Source organism: Xanthomonas sp. LMG 8993, from assembly GCF_009835065.2.
Lineage (GTDB): Bacteria > Pseudomonadota > Gammaproteobacteria > Xanthomonadales > Xanthomonadaceae > Xanthomonas > Xanthomonas arboricola.
In genome coordinates this window covers 16,447-36,219 of sequence record NZ_QVIF02000014.1, presented here as the reverse complement: position 1 = coordinate 36,219, position 19,773 = coordinate 16,447, and the positions used below count along the sequence as shown (strand labels likewise).

General features: G+C 66.9%; 11 protein-coding genes. 1 reads left to right on the top strand and 10 read right to left on the bottom strand.

Annotated elements, in window-relative coordinates; translation table 11 throughout:
• Positions 1-59: 59 nt before the first annotated feature.
• Positions 60-2,429: a S9 family peptidase gene (locus tag DYQ94_RS19980; protein WP_126966022.1), complete on the bottom strand. Its 2,370-nt coding sequence runs from the start codon at positions 2,427-2,429 to the stop codon at positions 60-62.
• A 57-nt stretch (positions 2,430-2,486) separates the two neighbouring features.
• On the bottom strand, positions 2,487-4,844 hold the full coding sequence (locus DYQ94_RS19975) for a glucosidase family protein (protein WP_126966021.1): 2,358 nt from the start codon (positions 4,842-4,844) through the stop codon (positions 2,487-2,489).
• Between the two features lie 280 nt (positions 4,845-5,124).
• Here DYQ94_RS19975 and DYQ94_RS19970 point away from each other — a divergent pair, with 280 nt between their 5' ends.
• Positions 5,125-6,291, top strand: coding sequence for a DUF5694 domain-containing protein (locus DYQ94_RS19970; protein ID WP_237474867.1), 1,167 nt, complete (start codon positions 5,125-5,127; stop codon positions 6,289-6,291).
• A 621-nt stretch (positions 6,292-6,912) separates the two neighbouring features.
• Here DYQ94_RS19970 and DYQ94_RS19965 read toward each other — a convergent pair.
• The 8 genes from DYQ94_RS19965 to DYQ94_RS19930 form a co-directional block, all read right to left on the bottom strand.
• The gene (locus tag DYQ94_RS19965) at positions 6,913-7,209 is read right to left on the bottom strand and encodes a flagellar basal body rod protein FlgC (protein ID WP_126966020.1); all 297 of its coding nucleotides are present in this window, start codon (positions 7,207-7,209) and stop codon (positions 6,913-6,915) included.
• 229 nt (positions 7,210-7,438) lie between these two features.
• Complete coding sequence (locus DYQ94_RS19960) at positions 7,439-9,079, bottom strand: DUF5597 domain-containing protein (RefSeq protein WP_164738896.1); 1,641 nt, start codon at positions 9,077-9,079, stop codon at positions 7,439-7,441.
• On the bottom strand, positions 9,076-11,424 hold the full coding sequence (locus tag DYQ94_RS19955; protein ID WP_126966019.1) for a S9 family peptidase: 2,349 nt from the start codon (positions 11,422-11,424) through the stop codon (positions 9,076-9,078). The genes DYQ94_RS19960 and DYQ94_RS19955 overlap by 4 nt, the downstream gene beginning before the upstream one ends.
• Complete coding sequence (locus DYQ94_RS19950; RefSeq protein WP_126966018.1) at positions 11,414-13,000, bottom strand: APC family permease; 1,587 nt, start codon at positions 12,998-13,000, stop codon at positions 11,414-11,416. Before DYQ94_RS19950 ends, DYQ94_RS19955 begins: the two co-directional genes overlap by 11 nt.
• 66 nt (positions 13,001-13,066) lie before the next feature.
• Positions 13,067-14,938 carry a DUF885 domain-containing protein gene (locus DYQ94_RS19945; RefSeq protein WP_160954480.1) on the bottom strand — a complete coding sequence of 624 codons (1,872 nt, stop codon included), beginning with the start codon at positions 14,936-14,938 and terminating at the stop codon, positions 13,067-13,069.
• Complete coding sequence (locus DYQ94_RS19940) at positions 14,935-16,752, bottom strand: DUF885 domain-containing protein (protein WP_160954479.1); 1,818 nt, start codon at positions 16,750-16,752, stop codon at positions 14,935-14,937. The genes DYQ94_RS19945 and DYQ94_RS19940 overlap by 4 nt, the downstream gene beginning before the upstream one ends.
• Before the next feature lie 115 nt (positions 16,753-16,867).
• Entirely contained in the window at positions 16,868-18,067 is a 1,200-nt protein-coding gene (locus DYQ94_RS19935) for a M24 family metallopeptidase (protein ID WP_126966016.1), read from the bottom strand.
• Positions 18,064-19,680: an aldehyde dehydrogenase family protein gene (locus DYQ94_RS19930; RefSeq protein ID WP_126966015.1), complete on the bottom strand. Its 1,617-nt coding sequence runs from the start codon at positions 19,678-19,680 to the stop codon at positions 18,064-18,066. The genes DYQ94_RS19935 and DYQ94_RS19930 overlap by 4 nt, the downstream gene beginning before the upstream one ends.
• Positions 19,681-19,773 lie beyond the last annotated feature (93 nt).

Below are 19,773 nucleotides of genomic sequence, written 5' to 3'. Positions count from 1 at the left end.
CAGCGGCCGTGGTCTAGCCACTGCAGTCAAACGGTCGGCCGGCAGACCGGCCTCACGGATCACGGCGCCTGCGTCGTCGCAGGCTGGTCGTGGTTCCAGTCCGGCGTTGGCGCCTGCTGCATCCAGCGCAGGAAGAAATCCAGCAGGCGGCGCTTGCCGTAATCACCACCGGCGCCATGATCGCCGCCGGGCACCACCAGCAGATCGAAATCCTTGCCTGCCTTGATCAGCCGATCGGCCACCTGGAAGGTGCTGGCCGGATCGACATTCATGTCCATGTCGCCGGTGACCAGCAGCAGGTGTCCTTGCAGACGCGCAGCGTTTTCCACGTTCGACGATTCGGCGTACCACGGCCCGACCGGCCAGCCCATCCATTGCTCGTTCCACCAGATCTTGTCCATGCGGTTGTCGTGGCAACCGGAATTGGCCACGCCTGCCACATAGAATTCCGGATGGAACAGCAGCGCACCCAAGGCGTTCTGGCCACCGGCCGAGGTGCCGTACACACCGACGCCGCCGTTGATGGCGTACCACGGGTACCGTGCGGCAGCGGCCTTGTGCCAGGCGATGCGATCCGGCAGGCCCGCATCCTTGAGGTTGCGCCAGGCCACATCGTGGAACGCGCGCGAGCGATTGTTGGTGCCCATGCCATCGATCTGCGCGACCGCAAATCCCAGTGCGGTCAGCGCTGACATGCGGGTGGTGAACGTCTTGGGCACGAAGGACCCCTGCGGCCCTGCGTAGATGTATTCGATCACGCGATAACGCTGCTGTGGCTGCATCTGCGTGGGGCGCTGGATCACGCCCCATATCTCGGTCTTGCCGTCGCGGCCGGTGGTGTGGAACGGCAACGGTGGCTGCCAGCCGGCAGCCTGCAGACGGCTCAGGTCGGTGCGCTCCACCGTGCGTGCCAGGCTGCCGTAGGCGCTGCGCCGCAGCTCCAGCACCGGGCCCAGGTCCACGCGCGAGTACAGGTCCAGATACCATTTGCCGTCCGGCGAATAAATCACCTGGTGATCGGCGGCTGCCGGCGTCAATGCAGTGAGCCCGGTGCCGTCCAGACCGATGCGATAGGCATGGCGGTAATACGGGTCCTCGCCGGGCTGCATGCCGGAGGCGGTGAAATACAGCTGGCCTGCGGCCTCGTCGAGGTAGTCGAGTTTGCGCACCACCCAGTCGCCCTGCGTGACCTGGCGGATCACCGCACCGCTGTGGCCGTCGTACAGATAGACGTGCTCCCAGCCATCGCGCTCGGAGGCCCACAGGATCTGCGCGCCGTCGGCCAGATCACGCCGCGCATGCTTGCCGCCGTCCTCGTGCGTTCCGCTGAGTTCGGAGTATTCGATGAAGGTGGGCGAGGTCTCTTCGATCAGGGTGCGCGCGACAGCCGTGCGTGCGTCCACTTCGATGACCCGATACAGCTGGTGCCCGCGCGCGTTGTATTCGAAGGTGAGCCCGCGGCTGTCCTTCCACCAGACCATCTCGCTCAGGCTGAAGGCATTGGGCAGCAGCGTCATCGCCACCGGATGCGCGGCGCGCGTGGCGATGTCGAACAACACCGGCTGCATCACCGGCAAGGCATCGCCGGGCTTGGGATAGACCTGCTGGTGCAACTTCGGCTGCAGCTGATCGGCCGGCGCCGACTCGATGTAATAGACCATGCGCGGCGGCGGCGCCTTGACCCGATACGCAGCCAGATGCTGCGAGTCCGGCGACCACACCACGCTGTCGAGTGCGTAGTAATCATCGGCACTGCCATCGCGGCTGAGCACGCTGCGCTCGCCACCATCGACCGGCGCGATCACCAGATTGGCCTGCCCCACCCAGGCGCGCCAGCGGCCATCCGGCGATAGCTTGGCCTGCCGCTCGCCCTGCTTGAGCGGCAGGCGCATGTCCATCGACTCGGCCTGCACGTCGCGTTCGGGCACATGCGCGCAGCGATAGCGGGCCAGATCGCACTGCCAGCCCAGCTTCGCCAGCTGAAAGCCCAGGCGCTGCCGGTCCAGGGTGGGTTCCTCCAGCTGCAGTTGCGTGGCGTCGATGGCTTGCGCACCGGCCTGGGTCAGGGCCGCCGCCAGCCGCGCATGATCGAAGGCCAGCGTGTTGCGGCCGCTGGCCGCATCCACCAGGCGGTACTCGATGGCCGGCGCCTGATCGGCACGTGCCACGCCACGCCGATACACGAAATGCCCTGCATCGATCCATACCGGCGCCGTCGGTTGCGTGTCGACCAGCGACGCATAGTGATCGGCCAGACCGATCGCCTGCGCATACTCCGCAGGTGTGGGCGTGGGTTCAGGCGTGGTTGTTACGGGTGCAACGGATGCAGCCGCTGCGCTTGCCGAGAGCGTCCAGAGTGCGATGCTCAGGCACCATGCTGCGACGCTACGCCGCCTGGAGGTCTGGGTGTGATGCAGCAGTGGCTTCATGCGTTTATCCGCGGAGATGGTGGTCGTGGTCGGCACGGTCATCGCGCCAATGGGCCATCACCCGTACCAGGCCTGCACCTTCACCGCTGCTGTGCTGCCGGGCAATGCCACGCGATCGGCATGCGGGCCCTGTGGACGCGCCGGCTTGCCGTCGACGAGCACGCGGGTGAGCTTCTTACCCTTGGGCACGCGCAGGCTCAGCCAGGTGTGCCTGGGTGACCGTTCCGGCAGTTGCACCTCGGCATCGATGCGGCGTGCCGCCACGTCGGCGCGCAAGGTCAGCGTGAGCTTGCCCCAGCGTGTGGGCGCTGCGGTGATGCCGATCGCGGCGCCACTGCCCAGCCATGCGCGCGGCAGCGCACGCGCAAGGAACAACTGCTCGCCTGCGCTGTCGTCGCTGACCAGCATCCAGCGCAGCAGCAACGGGATGGTCATCTGGGCGGGGATGCAGAACAGCGGCATGCCACCGGTGATGCCGCTGACCTCGCCGGCGGTCCAGCTGCCGCGCGTATGCACCTGGTAGCGGTGCGCATAGACGAACAACAGATACTCTTCGATGCGATCCAGCCGCAGCAGCTGTTGCGCATAGCCGTAGGAAATGAAGCCGAGCAGATCGCGGCTGCCCGGCTCCGGCGGCGCGATGTTGGCCACCACGCCGATGCTGGTGCCGCCATGGCCGCGCAGGCAATCGATCACCAGGTTGGCCAGGTCGTCGGGCAGCACATCGGCCTGCAGCAATTCCGCATACGCGCGGTGCGGCCATTGCTGCTCGCTGGGCTTTTCCTGCAGCAGCGACTGGCGAAACGTGAGTTTGGTGCCCGGCAGCGGGCCGATATACGGCGGCGACAGATCGCGGCGCACGTTGGCACGCAGGCTGGCCTCCAGCCTCGCGCGCAACTGCCTGGCGCGATGCTGCCATTGCGTGGCCAGACCGGCATCGCCACCGAGCGTGCTCCAGACCTGGGCGATGTCTTCCCAGCCGCGTATCGTCAGCGCGCTGTTGGCGTAGTACGGTTTCCACCACAGCGACGGGTCGGGGAACAGGCAGGCATCTGATTCGTTCCAGCCGTGCAGCAGGCCATGGCCATGCGCGTTGCGCGGTAATGCCAGCGCCTGGTCGTGCAGCTCGCACAGCAGCTGCGCGGTGGCGGCGATCTTGGGCAGCAGGCGGCGCAGCCGGGCCGCATCGCCGGTATAGCGCAGATAGCGCGCCAGCAGCGACAGGGTCAGCCCGAACTGCCCGACTTCCGGCCCGCGCATGTTCGGCAGGCCATCGTCCTGCACGAAGTCGTCGAAGTAGTTGTCCAGTACCGCAGCGGCCTGCGCAAAGCGGCCCCATTCCAGGTTGGCGTAGAACGAGCTGGTAAAGGTGTCCTGGAAACCGTCGTACTCGTTGCCATAGTAGTCGCGCTCCACCGCGCCGTACTTCGGATAATCGCCACCGGGGCGCACCACCAGCTCGCGTGCGAACGCGAACTGCGCCATGTCGCTCCAGCTGGCATCGGGCAGCTGCGCCTGCACCGTGCCGTCCAGGGCCTGCTGCCAGTACGCGGCGAAATCGATCAACCCCGCGTAGAACTGCTCAGCGGTGGCCGGCTTGCGCGACGGTGCAAACGCGGGATAGCTGTGGGTGTAATGCACGCCGACGATCTCGCCGCCGCGTACGTGCATCGTGCGATGCCAGGTCTGCACCACGAAGCGATCACTGGCACGCACATCGGCGAACACCAGCACGTCGTACCAGCTATCGGCCTCGCCCTCGCGCCGCATCACCTTGCGTACCGCCGGCATCCAGCCACCCAGCAGGCCTTCCTCGCGCCGTTTGATCAACGCCTCTTCGCCCAACTCGGCGAAGGCGTGTTCCGGCCGCGAGGTGCGGCTGCGGCCGTTGGGCAGGATCGGCATGGTATCCAGGCTTTCGCGCGTGCCGACGAAGGTGGTCCACGGCCAGCGGCCACCATTGTCCTTGGGGTCGAGCAGCGAGGCCGGCGGCGGCGCGACATCGCGCACCTGCGCCTCGTCCGGGTCGCCATCGCGCAGCAGGCGGTCGGCGAGCAGATCCGCCTCGGCCATCGCCACCTCGGCCAGCGACATCCCGAAGTACGGCTTGCCCTCGGCCGGGTAGGCCGGCTCGGTACGTTTGTCCAGGCGCAGCATGCCGCTGTCGGTCCACAGCGTCAGCTGGCCCTGCGGGTTGTCGAGATGCTCGTAGACGGTCCACTGCTGCTGCAGGTGTTCAAAACTGCACAGCTTGCTGCCCACATGCGCGGCCGATGGCAGCGCCTCAAGACGCGGCAGCGCCGGTGGTGCCAACGTCGCCGGGGTGTGCGGCATGCCCGGCAGCGCGAGCGCGGCACCCGCGCCCACCGCCGCGGTTGCCGCCATGCCCTGACGCAAAAAGCTTCTGCGGTCCATCGTCGCGCCCTCGGTTGATCTCATCCACATCCTGCGCGACAGCGCGGCTTGCGTCTTGTGGCAGCTGTCTGGCACGTATGCGGAAATCCGCACACAAGCAGCTGTTGCTGCGCTGCCATCGCAGCAACGGCGCAGCGCCCAGTCACCGCCCCCCTGCCATTTAGCCACGTGACTTTCTGGCCACGCCGGCATCTGCGGTGACAGCCACACTGGCTGCACAGACGCAGGCAGCACTGTCGCCAGACCGCCACGCAACCCAAGCCCACCCACAAGGACCGTCATGCAGCCATCCCCATCGCGCATTGCGCACAGTGCCCGCGCCGCAGCGTGGTTTTTCGATGCCGGCAGCGCGTCTGCCAGGCGGCTGAAACGTCCGGCGCATCGCTGGCTGTTGCTGGCCTTGATCGTGCCCTGCATCGCGCAGGCGCAGGTGGATCTATCGCAGGTGGATGCCGAGATGGCCGCCCCACGCACCCAGGTGCTGGTGCTTGGCAGCGTGCATCTGTCGCAGTTGCCCAAGGGCAGCGATATCGGTGCAGCACGCCTGCAACCATTGATGGACCGGCTGGCCGCGTACGCGCCCACCATCATCACCACAGAGGACCTGGCGGGCGAAACCTGCGACCTGATGCGGCGCCATCCGGCGGTGTATCTGCCCGAGGACACCACGACCTATTGCCCCGACACCAGCGAGGCGGCGCGTGCCACCGGGCTGGACGTTCCCACCGCTCTCGGCCAGGTCCGTGCAGCGCTCCGCAGCTTGCCCAGTGCGCCCACACCGGCACAGCGTCGGCACCTGGCTGCGCTGTTTCTGGCCTCGGGCGAGCCACCATCCGCGCTGGTGCAATGGCTGCAGCTTGCGCCAGCCGAACAGCGCAGCGGCGATGGCCTGGATGCGGCGCTGGTGGCGCGACTGCGCAGCATGGAACAGCGCCCCAACGAGAGTTACCAGATCGCCGCACGGTTGGCGGCACGCCTTGGCCTGCAGCGCGTCCATCCGGCCGACGATCACACCGGCGACAACGTGGACCTGGCCGACCCGGCGGCGTACGGCAAGGCGATCCAGGCCGCCTGGGACAAGGCCGCGCCGCGGGCGCGCGCCATGCGTGAGCGCGAGGACCAGCTGGCAAGTCAAGGCAAGTTGCTGGAGCTCTATCGCGCGATCAACCTGCCGGCCAGCCAGCAGCTGGCCATCGCGGTGGATTTTCGCGCCGCACTGAGCGAGGGTTCGCCGCAGCGCTACGGCTATCGCTACGTGTCCGGCTGGGAGATCCGCAACCTGCGCATGGTGTCCAATGTACGCGCCAGCTTTGCCGAACAACCCGGTGCGAAGGTGCTGGCAGTGGTCGGTGCCATGCACAAGCCCTGGTTCGACAACTGGTTGGGACAGCTGCAGGGCGTGGATATCGTGGATGCGGCGCAGGTGTTGGGCAGTGACGGGCCGTGAGTACAACGCCGTCAGCATGACGCTCCAGGCCAAACGCGAGTCAGTCGAAGGCGCGGTGCCCTCGCCGCTCGCCGGACACGCCCGTGGACCCGCCCGTGGGGGCTCGGTGGCGGCCTTGATGCCGCCGCACGGTCCCGCAATCGGCGAGAACACCGCATCAGAGAGTTAGTCGGTGATTCGGCAAAAAATCTGCTTGTTGCTCGGGCTGCATTGGAAGGCTGATCGGAGGCGACGCTATCCAAGCAACACACGTCATGGTTTGCTCGCGACCTTGCACACCGACCATCTCGACTGGTCCTTGCCCGCCTACCGTCGCGGGACCTTACGCGGCATGGATGCCGCGTAAGAGCCTACACGGACGTACTTGCGGCGTGTCCCGCGACGGTGGGCGGGCAAGGACCCCGCAGCCAGGTAACAGATCAGCCGCTCTACGCTGCGGGCTGCCCGCACCCGCAGAAAAGACAACCATAGTTATCGATACCAACATAAGCAGCAGCCATCAATCCCCGACTCAGACACGCAGAACGTGCATTTGCCCGTCGTGTCACCAGGTGGGACTAGCGCGCCGGCCATGTACCCCAAGCACCAGATCGACAACCGGCCTCCGTCCAATCCAGGCTCTCAGCTCAGCACATCCAGCAAGCTACCCAGCATTTCGTCGGAGCGCCGCAGCGCAGTGGCGTTGGCCTGGAAGTCGTTGCGTGCCGAGAGGCCTTCGACCAGATCGGTGGCCGGTGCCGATGGATCGGCGTTGGCGTCGACCACGCTGGCTGCCACTCCACCATTGAGCTGCGTGCTGGCTGCAACGGCCTGACGCCGACTGCCGTCCACCGGCTGACGCGCCACATTGCTGGCGGCCACCTGCTGGCGCAGTGCGGCGACCTGCATTCCGGAACTGGCGATGCTACTGATGCTCATGATGGCTCCGGTGCAGAACAGAGAAATAACCAATGACGTTTGTTTACCAACCAATCAACACAATCGTTGCCGGCAGTCGCGCCGCACTGCTGTCGTTCCTACGCCCACCGAGGCGCGTGGCGAGCGTGTCTCACGAGGTGGAATCAGCTGACAGGAACCGTAATGACGTGTCCCACCCATCGATTCCGATCACGCCCACCTCACGGCTGCCCAGCCGCCTCACGCAGGCTCAATAGGTGCCTACCCGCACACGCAACACCACAGGCACCTCTCCCGCCGCATCCACACGACCGAAGTTGAGCCCGTAGTCGGTCTGGTCGCCGTTGAGCTGTCTTTCGACCTGCCAGCGCCCGTCCACGTACCGCCCCTGCTCCACCCGCAACAGTTGTCCATGACGGGTATCGGCCGCCTCGCGGAAAAATCCAATCCGCGCGGCCATTCCGGTGACCAGGAACTCCTCCGGCCCCAGCTGCGCCACCAGCAGCCGGCCGGCGTGGTCGTCGTTGCCGGGCAGGATCGCCGGCGCATCGCCCCACATCGGCGCACCGAACGACACCTTGGCCTGCCAGTCGCCAAAGCGCAGCGTGCGTTGCGGCGCGCCGGGCTGTTCGGCCACCGCCTGCAGCCGGCCGTCGAAGGCGGCCTGGGCGATCACGCGCTGCAGCGGGGCCAGCAGCTTGAAGTTGGCGGCGTGTGCAGCGATCGCGTCACGGTTGGCCTGGCTGTCCTGGTTGCCATCCATGCCGAACACCGAAAAGCCGATCCCGCCCTGCCCCAGCACATGGAACAGATACGGCGCGGTGGCCGCCTCGAAGCCGGTCTCCGAGACCCAGGCCGGGTTGTCCGGCCGTGCGTACTGGCCGATGACCTTGGTGTACTCGTTGTAGTCGCTGGTGTAGATATCGGTGCCGATGAAGTCGATCGACGGCGTGGCCGCGCGCCACAGCGCGAACACATTCACCGTCGCACCGCCGGACGGATAATCCATGCCCGGGTAACGCTTGCCCTTGTAGCGCAGCCAGGTGTTGACGTAGAGCGGCAGCGGATAGGCGTGCTTGCCGGCCGCGGCCACCTGTTCGATATACGCCGCCGTCGCATGCGCATTGAAGGCTTCGGCCGCTTCGGCACCGAACAGCTGCTGCCAGCTGCCTTGCGGCTTGCCCAGTTTTTGCGCGATCGCGGCGGGCACCGGTTGCGCGAACGCCGCCTCGCCGGCCGGGCCATGGTCGCGCACCGTGCCGATCGCGCCGGGCTCGTTTTCCACCTGTACCAGGATCACCGTGTGGCGGTCGCCATCGACCTTGCGCAGGTGCTGCATCAATGCGGTGAACGCACGCACATCTGCCTGCACGTTGGTGGCCACATGCGGCGACAGCACATCCACAGGCTCGCCATTGGCATCGCGCATGCGCGGGTAGGTGGCGTCGTCGCGCTTGATCCACTCCGGCACGTAATGCATCTGGCCGTTCTTCCAGCTGCCGAACCACAGCAGGGCCACGCGCAGGCCACGCTTGCGCACGCCGGCAATCAGGGCATCCACGTTGGTGGTATCAAAGCGCCCGGGCGCCGGCTCGAACTGCTCCCAGTACACCGGCGCTTCCACCGTGTTGGCGTGCAGCGCGACCACCTCATCCAGCGCCTTGGGCAGCACCGCCGGCCAGGCGCTGGAATTGTGCAGCTGCGCGGCCAGCACGGTGTACGGCGCGCCATCGACGAACAGCGCATGGCGGCCATTCTGGGTAACGAAGCGCGGCAGTTCTTCCGCGCTGGCCAGCAATGGCACGCAACCGGCCAACATCGCCAGCGACCACAGCAGGGCTGCGATGCAGCCGCGCGGTCGCGGCATCTTCAGGGCAAGCAAACGCGTCATCGCGCCTCCGACGGTAGTGAATTCCAATGCGGCGTGGGTTCGTCGCGCAGGTGGCGCACGAAGAAGTCGTACTGGCGACGCTGCACATAGTCGATCGGCCCACTGGAACGGCCTACCGAATGCTCGCCACCAGGCACGTTGAGCAGCTCGAAGTCCTTGCCGGCCTTGATCAGCGCATCGACCACCTGCGCGGTGGAGGCCGGGTCCACATTGCTGTCCTGCTCGCCGACGATCAGCAGCAGGTCGCCCTGCAACTTGGCCGCATTGACCACGCCCGAGGCCTGCGCATAACCGGCATCCACCGGCCAGCCCATCCACTGCTCGTTCCAGCTGATCTTGTCCATGCGGTTGTCGTAGCAACCGGCGAACGCCACGCCCACCTTGTAGAAGTCCGGATGGCGCTCGAGCGCGCCCAGCGTGCTCTGCCCACCGGCCGAGGCGCCATAGATGCCGACCCGGCCGATGTCGTAGGAAGGGTCCCTGGCCGCCAACGCACGGTGCCAGGCAATGCGATCGGCAAAGCCGGAATCGCCCAGGTTCTTCCACGCCACATCATGAAAGGCCTTGGAGCGGTTGGCGGTACCCATGCCGTCGATCATCACCACGATAAAGCCCAGGTCCGCCTGCGCCTGCATGCCGATCTGCTTGTCGCCACCGGAGTGATAGCCAAACGGCCAGAACGTCTTCGGCACGAAGGAATCGTGCGGGCCGGCGTAGATGTTTTCGATTACCGGATACTTCTTGTGCGGGTCGTAATCGCGCGGGCGCACCACCATGCCCCAGATGTCGGTGCGGCCATCGCGGCCCTTGGCCACGAAGGTCTCCGGCGCGCGCCAGCCGGCGGCCAGCAATTTGTCGATCTTGCCCTGTTCCACCTTCTGCAGCAGCCGGCCATCGATGGCGTGCAGCTCCATCACCGGCGGCAGATCCGGGCGCGAATAGACATCGACGTAATGCCGGCCGTCGTCGGCGATCGCCACATCATGATCGGCATCGCTGTGGGTCAGCCGGGTCAACTGGCGGCCGTCGAAATCCACGCTGTACAGCTGCCGGTAGTACGGGTCCTTGCCCGCATCCATGCCGCTGGCGGTGAACCAGATGCGCCGCTGCGCGTCGTCCACGCGCAGCACATCGCGCACGATCCACGGCCCGCGCGTGAGCTGCCGCTTGAACCTGCCGCTGCGGCCATCGACCAGGTAAAGGTGCCGCCAGCCGTCGCGTTCGGAGATCCACAGCAACGCGTCGCCGCGCCCATCCACGTCATGCCGGAAGCTGCGGTCGGCGTAGACGAAGGTGCGCGCATCTTCGCCGACCGCCACGTGCGCGCGACCGCTCTGCGCATCCACCGCGATCACCCGCATGCGCTGAAAGCCGCGCTGCACGTAGTCGAAGCTCACGCTGTGGCCATCGCTGCGCCACTGCAGCGGCGACAGCGCATACGGATTGGCGAACAAGGCGGTGTCCACCTCGCGGCGTGTGCCGTCCACGGCAAACAACACCGGCCGCTCCACATCCACCGCATCGCCGGGCTTGGGATATAACTGGGCATGCACGCGCGGCTGGCCGCCGCCTGCAGGCGCCGCTTCCACGCGGGTGACGCGGCGGGCCAACCCCGGACGCACGCGATACACCGCCAGCCGCTGCGAATCCGGCGACCAGGCGATGCTCTCCGGGTCGAAATAATCGTCTGCGCGGCCATCGTCGCTGAGCCGGGTCAGCTGGCCATCGGCAACACGACGCAGCAGCAGGTTCCAGCCATCGGCGAGCGCTTCCCAACGGCCATCGGGCGAACGGCGCGGCGTGGTGTCGGCTGGCACCGCAGGGTCGCGCACCACACCGAAGCCGCGTGGACGCTGCTGCGTGGCGGCGTCATCGCGGGCGCAGCGGTCGTCCGTCAGGCTGCAACGCCAGGGCGCTTCGCCAAGCGCGAAGCGAATCGCCCCGTCGCTGCGCTCGCCGTCCGGCGCATAGGCAAAGCGCTCGAACGGCAACTGCAACGCGGTGTAGGGTGTGCCGGTCGCTGCACTCAATGCCTGCGCCACGCGCAGCTGGTCGAACGCCGGCGTTTTCTGCAGCGTGGCGACATCCATACGGACGAAGGCGAATCCGCCCGGCACCGTCTTGCGGTAATAGAACGTGCCGTTGTCCTGCCATTGCGCCGGCCAGGCCACGTTCTCGGTCAGCGTGCTCCAGTGCGCGCGCAAGCCCAGCGCGCGTTGGTAGTCGGCCACACTGGGCGCGGCCTGTGCCGCCGTCGACAGCAACACGATGCACGCAGCCACCCCGTTCAAGCAGCCACGCAAGCAGCGCGATGCACCCGCGCCGTGGCGCAGCTCACTCGCCATCGTCCTCCTCCAGCGCCAGCTCATCGCCGCGCAAGCCGCTACGCGCGCCCCAGTGATAGATGAAGAATGCAATCACCGCCACGCTCAAGGTGTCGAACGGATGCGCGATCCAGCCGTGACCGCCGAACGTGCCGGCCCAGGACACTGCCATCACCAGCACGAAGAACACGATCAACCACAGCGATGCGCGCACCTGGCGCAGCAGGCGTGCCCTGCCCTGGCGCGATGGCAGGCGATACAGCACATACAGCACGAACGCGACCACCTGCAGGCCCAGCAACCACGACAAGGTGGGCCAGGTCGACCAGTAGACGATCAAGGCGGCGACGATGAACGACAGCGGCCCCAGCACGGCAAGGCCACGGACGCGGAACGGCCGCGGCAAGTCCGGCGCACTGCGGCGCAACGCCGCCACCGTCACCGGCGCCACCGCGTAGCTCAGCACCAGGGCGGCCGACACCACGCCGATCAGGGTCTCCCACGAGGGGAACGGCAGCGTCCAGAAGATCGACAAGCCCAGGCTCAACCACAATGCCGGACGCGGAATGCCCGATTGCGGATCCACCCGCGTCAGCACCGGCAAGAACCCGCCGCTACGCGCCCAGCCGTACACCACGCGCGGGGTGGCATTCATGTAGATGTTGCCGGTACCGCTGGGCGAGACCATCGCATCGCAGATCACCAGCGCAGCCAGCCACGCCATCCCCAACGCCAGCGCGATGTCGTGATACGGCAGCGCAAACACCTTGTCGATTCCGCTCCAGCCCGGTGCCAGTTGCGTGGCGGGAATGCTGCCCAGAAACGCCAGCTGCAGCAGCACGTAGATCACCGTGGACAAGGCCACCGACAGGATCAGGGCGATCGGGATATTGCGCTGCGGGTCGCGCACCTCGCTGGCCACCGACACGATCGGGGTCAGGCCCAGATAGGCAAAGATGATGCCGCCGGCAGAAATCGCCGCTTCCACCCCGGCCATGCCCGAGGGCGCAAACCCGTGCACGCTCAGGTTGCCCGGATTGAAGTGCTTCATCAGCAGCACGATCACCAGGATCGGCACCAGGAACTTGAAGATGCTGACGATGTTGTTGGCCAACGCAAAGGTCTTGACGCTGAAATAGTTGAGCAGGAAGAACAGCACCAGCAAGGCCAGTTGCACCAACCAGCCCCACACGCTGGGATGGCTGCCGCCGGGTTGGTTGAGCAGCGGAAACCACGCCGCCGCGTACTGCCGCGCTGCCTCCACCTCGATCGCGATCAGGCTGGAAAACGCGATCAGGGTGATGAAGCCGGTCAACGAGCCGAGCAAGGCGCCATGCGAATACTCCGGGTAGCGCACCACGCCACCGGCGCGCGGCAGCGCGGCACCGAGTTCGCAATACACCAAGCCGAGCAGCAACACCGCGATGCCGCCAAGGATCCACGACAGGATGCCGGCCGGCCCGGCAATGGAAGAGACATGGCTGGCCGAGAACAACCAGCCCGAGCCGAAGATCGAACCCAGCCCGATAAAGGTCAGGTCGGTCAGGCTGAGTCGCTTGTGGAACTTGCCTTGCGTGGTCGCACCGTGTGTGGTCATTGGTCGCCCCGAAGCGTGAATAGCGCGGTTGGTGTTGCGAAGAACGTCGGCTGGTGATGTTCCGGATCAGTCGCTGGCAGCGGCCTTGGCCGCTGCTGCCGCCGACCCGGCAGCATCTTCGGCGGCATACGGCGAGACACCACCGTCGGCGATGAAGCGGTCGATGCGCGCCTCCAGCACCGGCAATGGCACCGAGCCGGTCTGCAGCACCGCATCATGGAAATGGCGCAGATCGAATTTTTCGCCCAGGGCGGCTTCGGCCTTGCGCCGCAGCTCCAGGATCTTCAGCTCGCCCAGGTAATACGACAACGCCTGCCCCGGCCAGGCGATGTAGCGGTCCACCTCGGTGGTGACTTCGTGCTCGCTCAAGGCGGTGTTGTCGCGCAGGTAGGCCTGCGCCTGCGCGCGCGTCCAGCCCTTGTGGTGGATGCCGGTATCGATCACCAGGCGGCAGGCGCGCCACATCTGGTAGGTGAGATAGCCGAAGCGGTCATAGGGCGTGTCGTACATGCCCATTTCCTGGCCCAGGTACTCCGAATACAGGGCCCAGCCTTCGCCATAGGCAGAGATGTAGGCGTAGCGGCGAAACTCCGGCAGCCCCTGTGCCTCTGCCGCCAGCGGCATTTGCAGCGCGTGGCCAGGCGAGGACTCGTGCAACGTCAGTGCGGTCAGGTTGTACAGCGGCCGCGACGGCAGATTGTAGGTGTTGACCAGATAGATGCCGGGCCCGCCACGCCCGCCGGTGTAGAACGGCGCCAGCTCCGGCGGTACCGGCTCGATCGCGAAGCGTCGGCGCGGCAGCCGGCCGATGTAATCGCCCACCTTGGCGTCCACGCGCTTGGCGATCCAGGCGGCCTGCTTGAGCAACTGTTCCGGCGTCTTGGCATAGAACTGCGGGTCGCTGCGCAGGAACTGCAGGAAGGCCGGAAACACCGCCTGCCCGGCCGGTGCCTTGAAGCCGCTGGCGGCGATGGTCTGATCCATCTGCGTGCGCAGCTTGGCCACTTCCTGCAGACCGATCTGGTGGATCTGCTCCGGGCTCAACTCCAGCGTGGTGAATTCGCGGATCTGCGCGCGGTAATACGCCTGCCCGTCCGGCAAGGCTTCGCCGGCCAGCGTGGTGCGCGCGCGCGGCTGGTACTCGTTGCGGATGAAGTCCAGCAGCTTCGCGTAGGCCGGCAGCACCTGCGTATCGATCGTCTGCACTGCCTGCTGGCGCAATTGCGCCTGCACATCGGCAGGCAGCGTGGCCGGCATCTGCTTGAACGGTGCGTAGAACGGATTGGCCTCGCCCTTGGCCTGCACCACGTCGGCGATGGACTGGTCGCGCCCGGTCAGGGTCACCCGGGGCTGGCTGAAACCGCGCACCAGGCCGGCACGCATATTGTCGGTGTGCTCGGCGAAATAGCGCGGGATATCGGCCAGCATCTTCAGATAGCGCTGGTAGTCCTCGCGCGTGCGCAGCTTGGCTTCGGCGCTGAAGCCCAGGTCGCTCCAGAACGCCGAGTCGCTGTTGAACGGCATTTCCCAGGCGCGAAAATGCTGCTGATCCAGCAGCACCAGCAGCTGCTGCCGGTACACTTGGTAGCTCACCTGATCTTCGGCCGGCAACTGCGCTGCCGGAATCGCATCCAGCTCCTTCAACGTCTGCTGCCAGTACGCGGTGCGCAGATTTTGCGTGGCCACATCGACCTTGGGCAGATGGTCGGACTGCCTGTCCTGCGTGGCCTGGTTGTCTTCATCCACCGCGCCGGACAGCTGCGCCTGCCGCCAGCGCCATTCGCGCGTGTACAGCGCCTTGAAGCGTGCCGCTGCACTGTCTTGCGTGCTTGCTGCGGGTGCAGGTGCTGCGGCCTGTGCTTGCGACACGGTACCGCCCAGGCTGGCAGCAATCAGCACGCTCAATGCGCTCGCGCGCCAGACGCTGTAGGTGCTCATCCACGTGCCTCCGGCGCCGCCTTGGCCTGCGCGATCCACTGGCGCACGCGCTGCTGCAGCATCGCCAGCGGCATTGCGCCGCCGCCGAGCACCGCATCGTGGAAGGCGCGCACATCGAAGCGATCGCCGAGTTCTTTTTCCGCCTCCGCACGCAGCGCAAGAATCTGCAGCTGCCCCAACTTGTAGCCCAACGCCTGGCCCGGCCAGACGATGTAGCGATCGGTTTCGGACTGGATGCTGGGCTCGTCATCGGACGGATGCGCGTGGAAGAAATCCACCATCTGCTGGCGGTTCCAGCGCTTGTAATGCACGCCGGTGTCGAGCACCAGGCGATTGGCGCGCAACAGCTCGCCGGACAGCCGGCCGTAGTCGTTGTACGGGTCCTTGAAGAAACCGATCTCCTTGCCCAGGCGCTCGGCGTACAGCGCCCAGCCTTCGATATAGGCGTTGTAGCCGGCCTGCTGGCGGAACGGCGGCAATGGCAGCGTCTGCGCAAGCGAGATCTGCAGGTGATGGCCCGGCACGCCCTCGTGATAGGCGGTGGTTTCGATATTGACCAGCGTGCGGCTGGCGAAGTCACTGGTGTTGACCTTGACGATGGCCGGCTTGGTGCCTTCCGGATTGCTCTGCCAGTATTCGGCGCCGGGCGCGCTGCGTCGGAATGCGGGCATCGCCTGCACTTCCAACGGCGTCTTCGGCAAATGGCCGAACAGCTTGGGCAACTCAGGTTCCATCGCGGCGATGTAATCGCGGTACTGCTGCAAGATCTGCTCGCCGGAGCTGGCGAAGTGGCGCTTGTCGGTATCCACCGCCTTGCGGAAGCTGGCCAGGTCGGCAAAGCCCTGCGCCTTGGCGATCACCGTCATCTCGCCTTCGATGCGCGCCACTTCCTTCAGGCCGATCTGATGGATCTCCTCCGGCGCCATGTCGGTGGTGGTCTGGGTGTGGATGGCGTAGCGATAGCGGCGTTCGCCATCGGGCAGCGACCATACCCCTTCCTGCGCACGCCCTCGCGCGGCGTACTCGTCGCGCACGAACGCGGCCAGCTTGGCGTAGGCCGGGCGCACCTGTTGCTCGATCGCGGCCAGCAACTGCGTGCGCAGCGCAGCGCGCTGCTCGGCCGGCACCGCGGCGTCGAGTTTTTTCAGCGGCGAGGCGAACGGGCTCTGCTCGCCGGTCAGCGCGGCGATCTTGTCGATCTGATCGGGCAGGCGCTCCAGCAGATAACGCGGCTGCACCAGCCCCTCCTTGGCGCCCTGCCGCGACACCGCGATCACCTGGTCGATCACCGTCGGAATCGTCTGCAGGCGCTTGATGTAGTCCTGATAATCCTTGGCGTTCTCGAACGGAAACGCATCGCCGTAACCGGCCAGCCCCAGCTGGATGCCACCGATCGGCTCCAGCGGCATCGCATAGGTCTTCAGGTCGATGCCTTCCAGCTTGTCGCGCAACTGGCCAAGCATCATCTGCAGGCTGAGCTGGCGCTGTTCGTCCAGCGTCTTGCTGTCGATCGCTTCGAATTGCGTGAGCAGCTCGGCAGTGGCGGTGCGTTCGGCCTGCACGGCCTGAAGCGAATAGTCGCTCCAACGATCGTTGTACCGCTTGTCGCCGATGATGCTGGCGAACTCCGGGTTGTGCTGCAACTGGTACTGCCATTGCTTGTCCAGCAGCGCATCGAAGGCCTTGGCGGCTTGCTCGCCGGTTGGCGCAGCGGTGGCTGCAGCCGCCGTTTCCGCTGCCGGCGGCGCCGGCTTGCAGGCTGTGAACAAGGCGGCGGCCAGCAGGCCGATGGCGACGGGACGCAGGTGGTTCATGCAGTTACTCCAAGATGCAATGGCGGCTGTAGGAGCGCGCCTGAGCGCGACGGCTTTATCGGGACTGCCCGTCGCGCCCGGGCGCGCTCCTACGCGTGCGTGAGCCTGTAACGGCTCATGCGAACGGTTGGTCGATCGCCGGCGACGGCGGGGTAAACCACTGCGCGCCGGTATCGGTGACGTAAAAGTGGTCTTCCAGGCGCACCCCGAATGCACCGGGCACCACGATCATCGGCTCGTTGCTGGCGCACATGCCCGGCTGCAGCGGCTGCGCATTGCCGCGCACCAGATACGGCGCTTCGTGGATCGCCAGGCCGCAGCCATGGCCGGTGCGGTGCGGCAATCCCGGCAAGCGGTAGTCCGGCCCCAGCCCTGCCGCCTCCAGCACGCTGCGCGCGGCCTGGTCCACCGCTTCGCAGGCGAGCCCGGGGCGGATCGCCGCAAACGCGGCTGCCTGCGCCGCCTGTTCCAGGTCCCAGATGCGCCGTTGCGCGTCGTCAGGCGTGCCGTAGATCCAGGTGCGGGTGATATCGGAGTGATAACCCTGCACGGTGCAGCCGGTGTCGATCAGCACCAGTTCGCCTGCACGCAGGTGCTGCACGCCGGGAATGCCGTGCGGGAACGCGGTGGCATGGCCGAACTGCACGATGCAGAAGGTCGAACCGTTGTCCGCGCCCAGCGCGCGGTGCGCCTCGTCGATGAAGCGCACCAGCTGGTCGGTGCCGATGCCCTCCTGCGCGATGCCGGCGGCCAGCCGCTGCACCAGCAAGGTCATGTCGCAGGCCTGCTGCATCAGCGCCAGCTCGGCCGGCGACTTGCACATGCGGCAGCCGTCGATGATGGCCGCGGCATCGCGGATCGCCGTGCCCAGGTGCGCGCGCAGACCGGTGTGCACGGCAAAGGCGATGCCCGGATCCAGCGCCAGCGCATGCGCGTGACGGTCGTCCATCACCTGCACCACCAGCGCGTACGGGTCCTCGTGTTCTTCCCACAGATGTTTGGCGACCGCGATCTTCAGCACCGCATCCAGCGAGCCTTCTTCGAACGCGGGGCAGATCAGCACCGGGTCGCCGTCCAGCGTGAGCAGCAGCGCGACCAGCCGCTCGCTCGCGCCCCAGGGCACGCCGGTGAAATAACGCAGCGACGTGCCAGCGCCGATCAACAGCGCATCCACGCCGTGCGCGCGCATCAGGCGGCGTGCGCGTTCGATACGCTGTGTGTATTCCTGCGCGGCGATCGGCGCGGCGCGCTGCGTCCACGGCGTCAATTGCGCGCGCGCCTGTTCCAGCGACAGCCCGCCGATCTGGCTGCTCATGCGCCGGCTCCAAGGTCGGCGGTGCTCCATTGCCCATCGACCAGGCGCGCCACGCCACCCGGATTGCGCTGGCGCAAGTCGGCCGGCAGCAAGGCGTCCGGCACCGCGTCGTAGCTGTGCAGGGCGGCGAAGCGGCGGATCGAACCGGGCATGCCCACTGCGGTGAAGCCCGGGTGCCCGGTGCTGGGAAACGGCCCGCCATGGTTCTGCGCCGCGCTCACCGCCACGCCGGTCGGCATCTTGCTGTTGATCAAGCGCCCCACCCGCGCCCGCAGCACCGGGGCGATGGCCTGCCAGGCCGCATCGTCGCTGCCATCGGTTGCGCGGTACAAGGTGCCGGTGAGGTTGCCTTCGAATGCAGCGGCGATCTGCGTCATCTGCGCCACGTCGCGTGCACGCACCAGCAGGCTCACCGGGCCGAAGGCCTCGGTCTGCAACGCATGCGGGCTGGTGAGGAACGCCTGCGCATCCACGCTCAACAAGGTCGGCGCATGGCGATAGCCGTCTTCGCCGGTATGCCCGCCGGCAAGCAGCGCGGCGCCGGCAGCGCGCAGGGCTGCCACACCGTGTTGCACGCCTTCCACGCCTGCGCTGGAAAACAGCACCATCGGCATGGCGGCTTCGAAGTGCGCCGTGGTCGCGGCCACGAACGCATCGCCGGCCTCGCCCTGTGGCACCACCACCACCCCGGGATTGGTGCAGAACTGGCCGCTGCCCAGCGTGCACGAGGAGAAGAATTCCTGCGCCAGCGCCGCGCCGCGTTCGGCCAATGCGCCCGGCAGCAGGAACACCGGGTTGACGCTGGACAGCTCGGCATAGAACGGCACGCCGGCCGCATCGGCTGCGGCCTTCAGCGCCAGCCCGCCCGCACGGCTGCCGGTGAAGCCGATCGCCCCCAGCCGCGCATCGCCGGCCAGCCGCAGGCCGGTGGCGTTGTCGAAGTGATACAGCAACTGCACCGCCGCAGCCGGCAGGCCCGCCGCAAGCAAGGCTGTGTGCGCAAGCTGCGCCATGCGCTGGCTGGTGGCCGGATGCAGCGGATGCGCCTTGGCGATCACCGGGTTGCGCGCGGCAATGGCCGAGGCGAAATCGCTGCCGGCAATCGCATTGAAGGCGAACGGGAAATTGTTCGGGCCAAACACCACCACCGGCTTGCCGAGTGGCGCCAGATGCGAACGCAGATCGGCAGCGGTATCGATGATGGGTTGGGTCCAGCTATAGCTGCGCACCGCCTGGGCGGCCTGACGCAACTGCCCGCTGGTGCGCGGCAGCTCGTTGCCACGCAAGCGTGTAGGCGCCGGCAATGCGGTTTCGGCATGGGCCAGCGCGACCAGGGTGTCGGCATCGGCGTCCAGTGCGTCGGCGTAGGCGTCCAGGAATGCGGCGATCCGTTCGACCGGTGCCGCGGCAAGTTCCGCTGCAACCGCTTGCGCTGCCGCAACCGCGGTTTCGACATCCTCTGCCCCGCTGACCGGAAACTTCGGCCCGATCGCCTCGCCCGTGCTCGGGTCGGCGGCACGGAAGCTGGCGCTCGCCGCGCGGCTGGGTTGCCACCGGCCGGCCAGCAATACCTCGGCCTGCTGTGCGGGAGGGGATTGGAGCGTCTCGTTCATTGCGGCACCTTCGGTTGCATGAGGACAGATTCTGCGCACTGTGCGGCAGCGGCCGACCAAAAAACGACGAGGATGCCGCGCTGATGCGACATC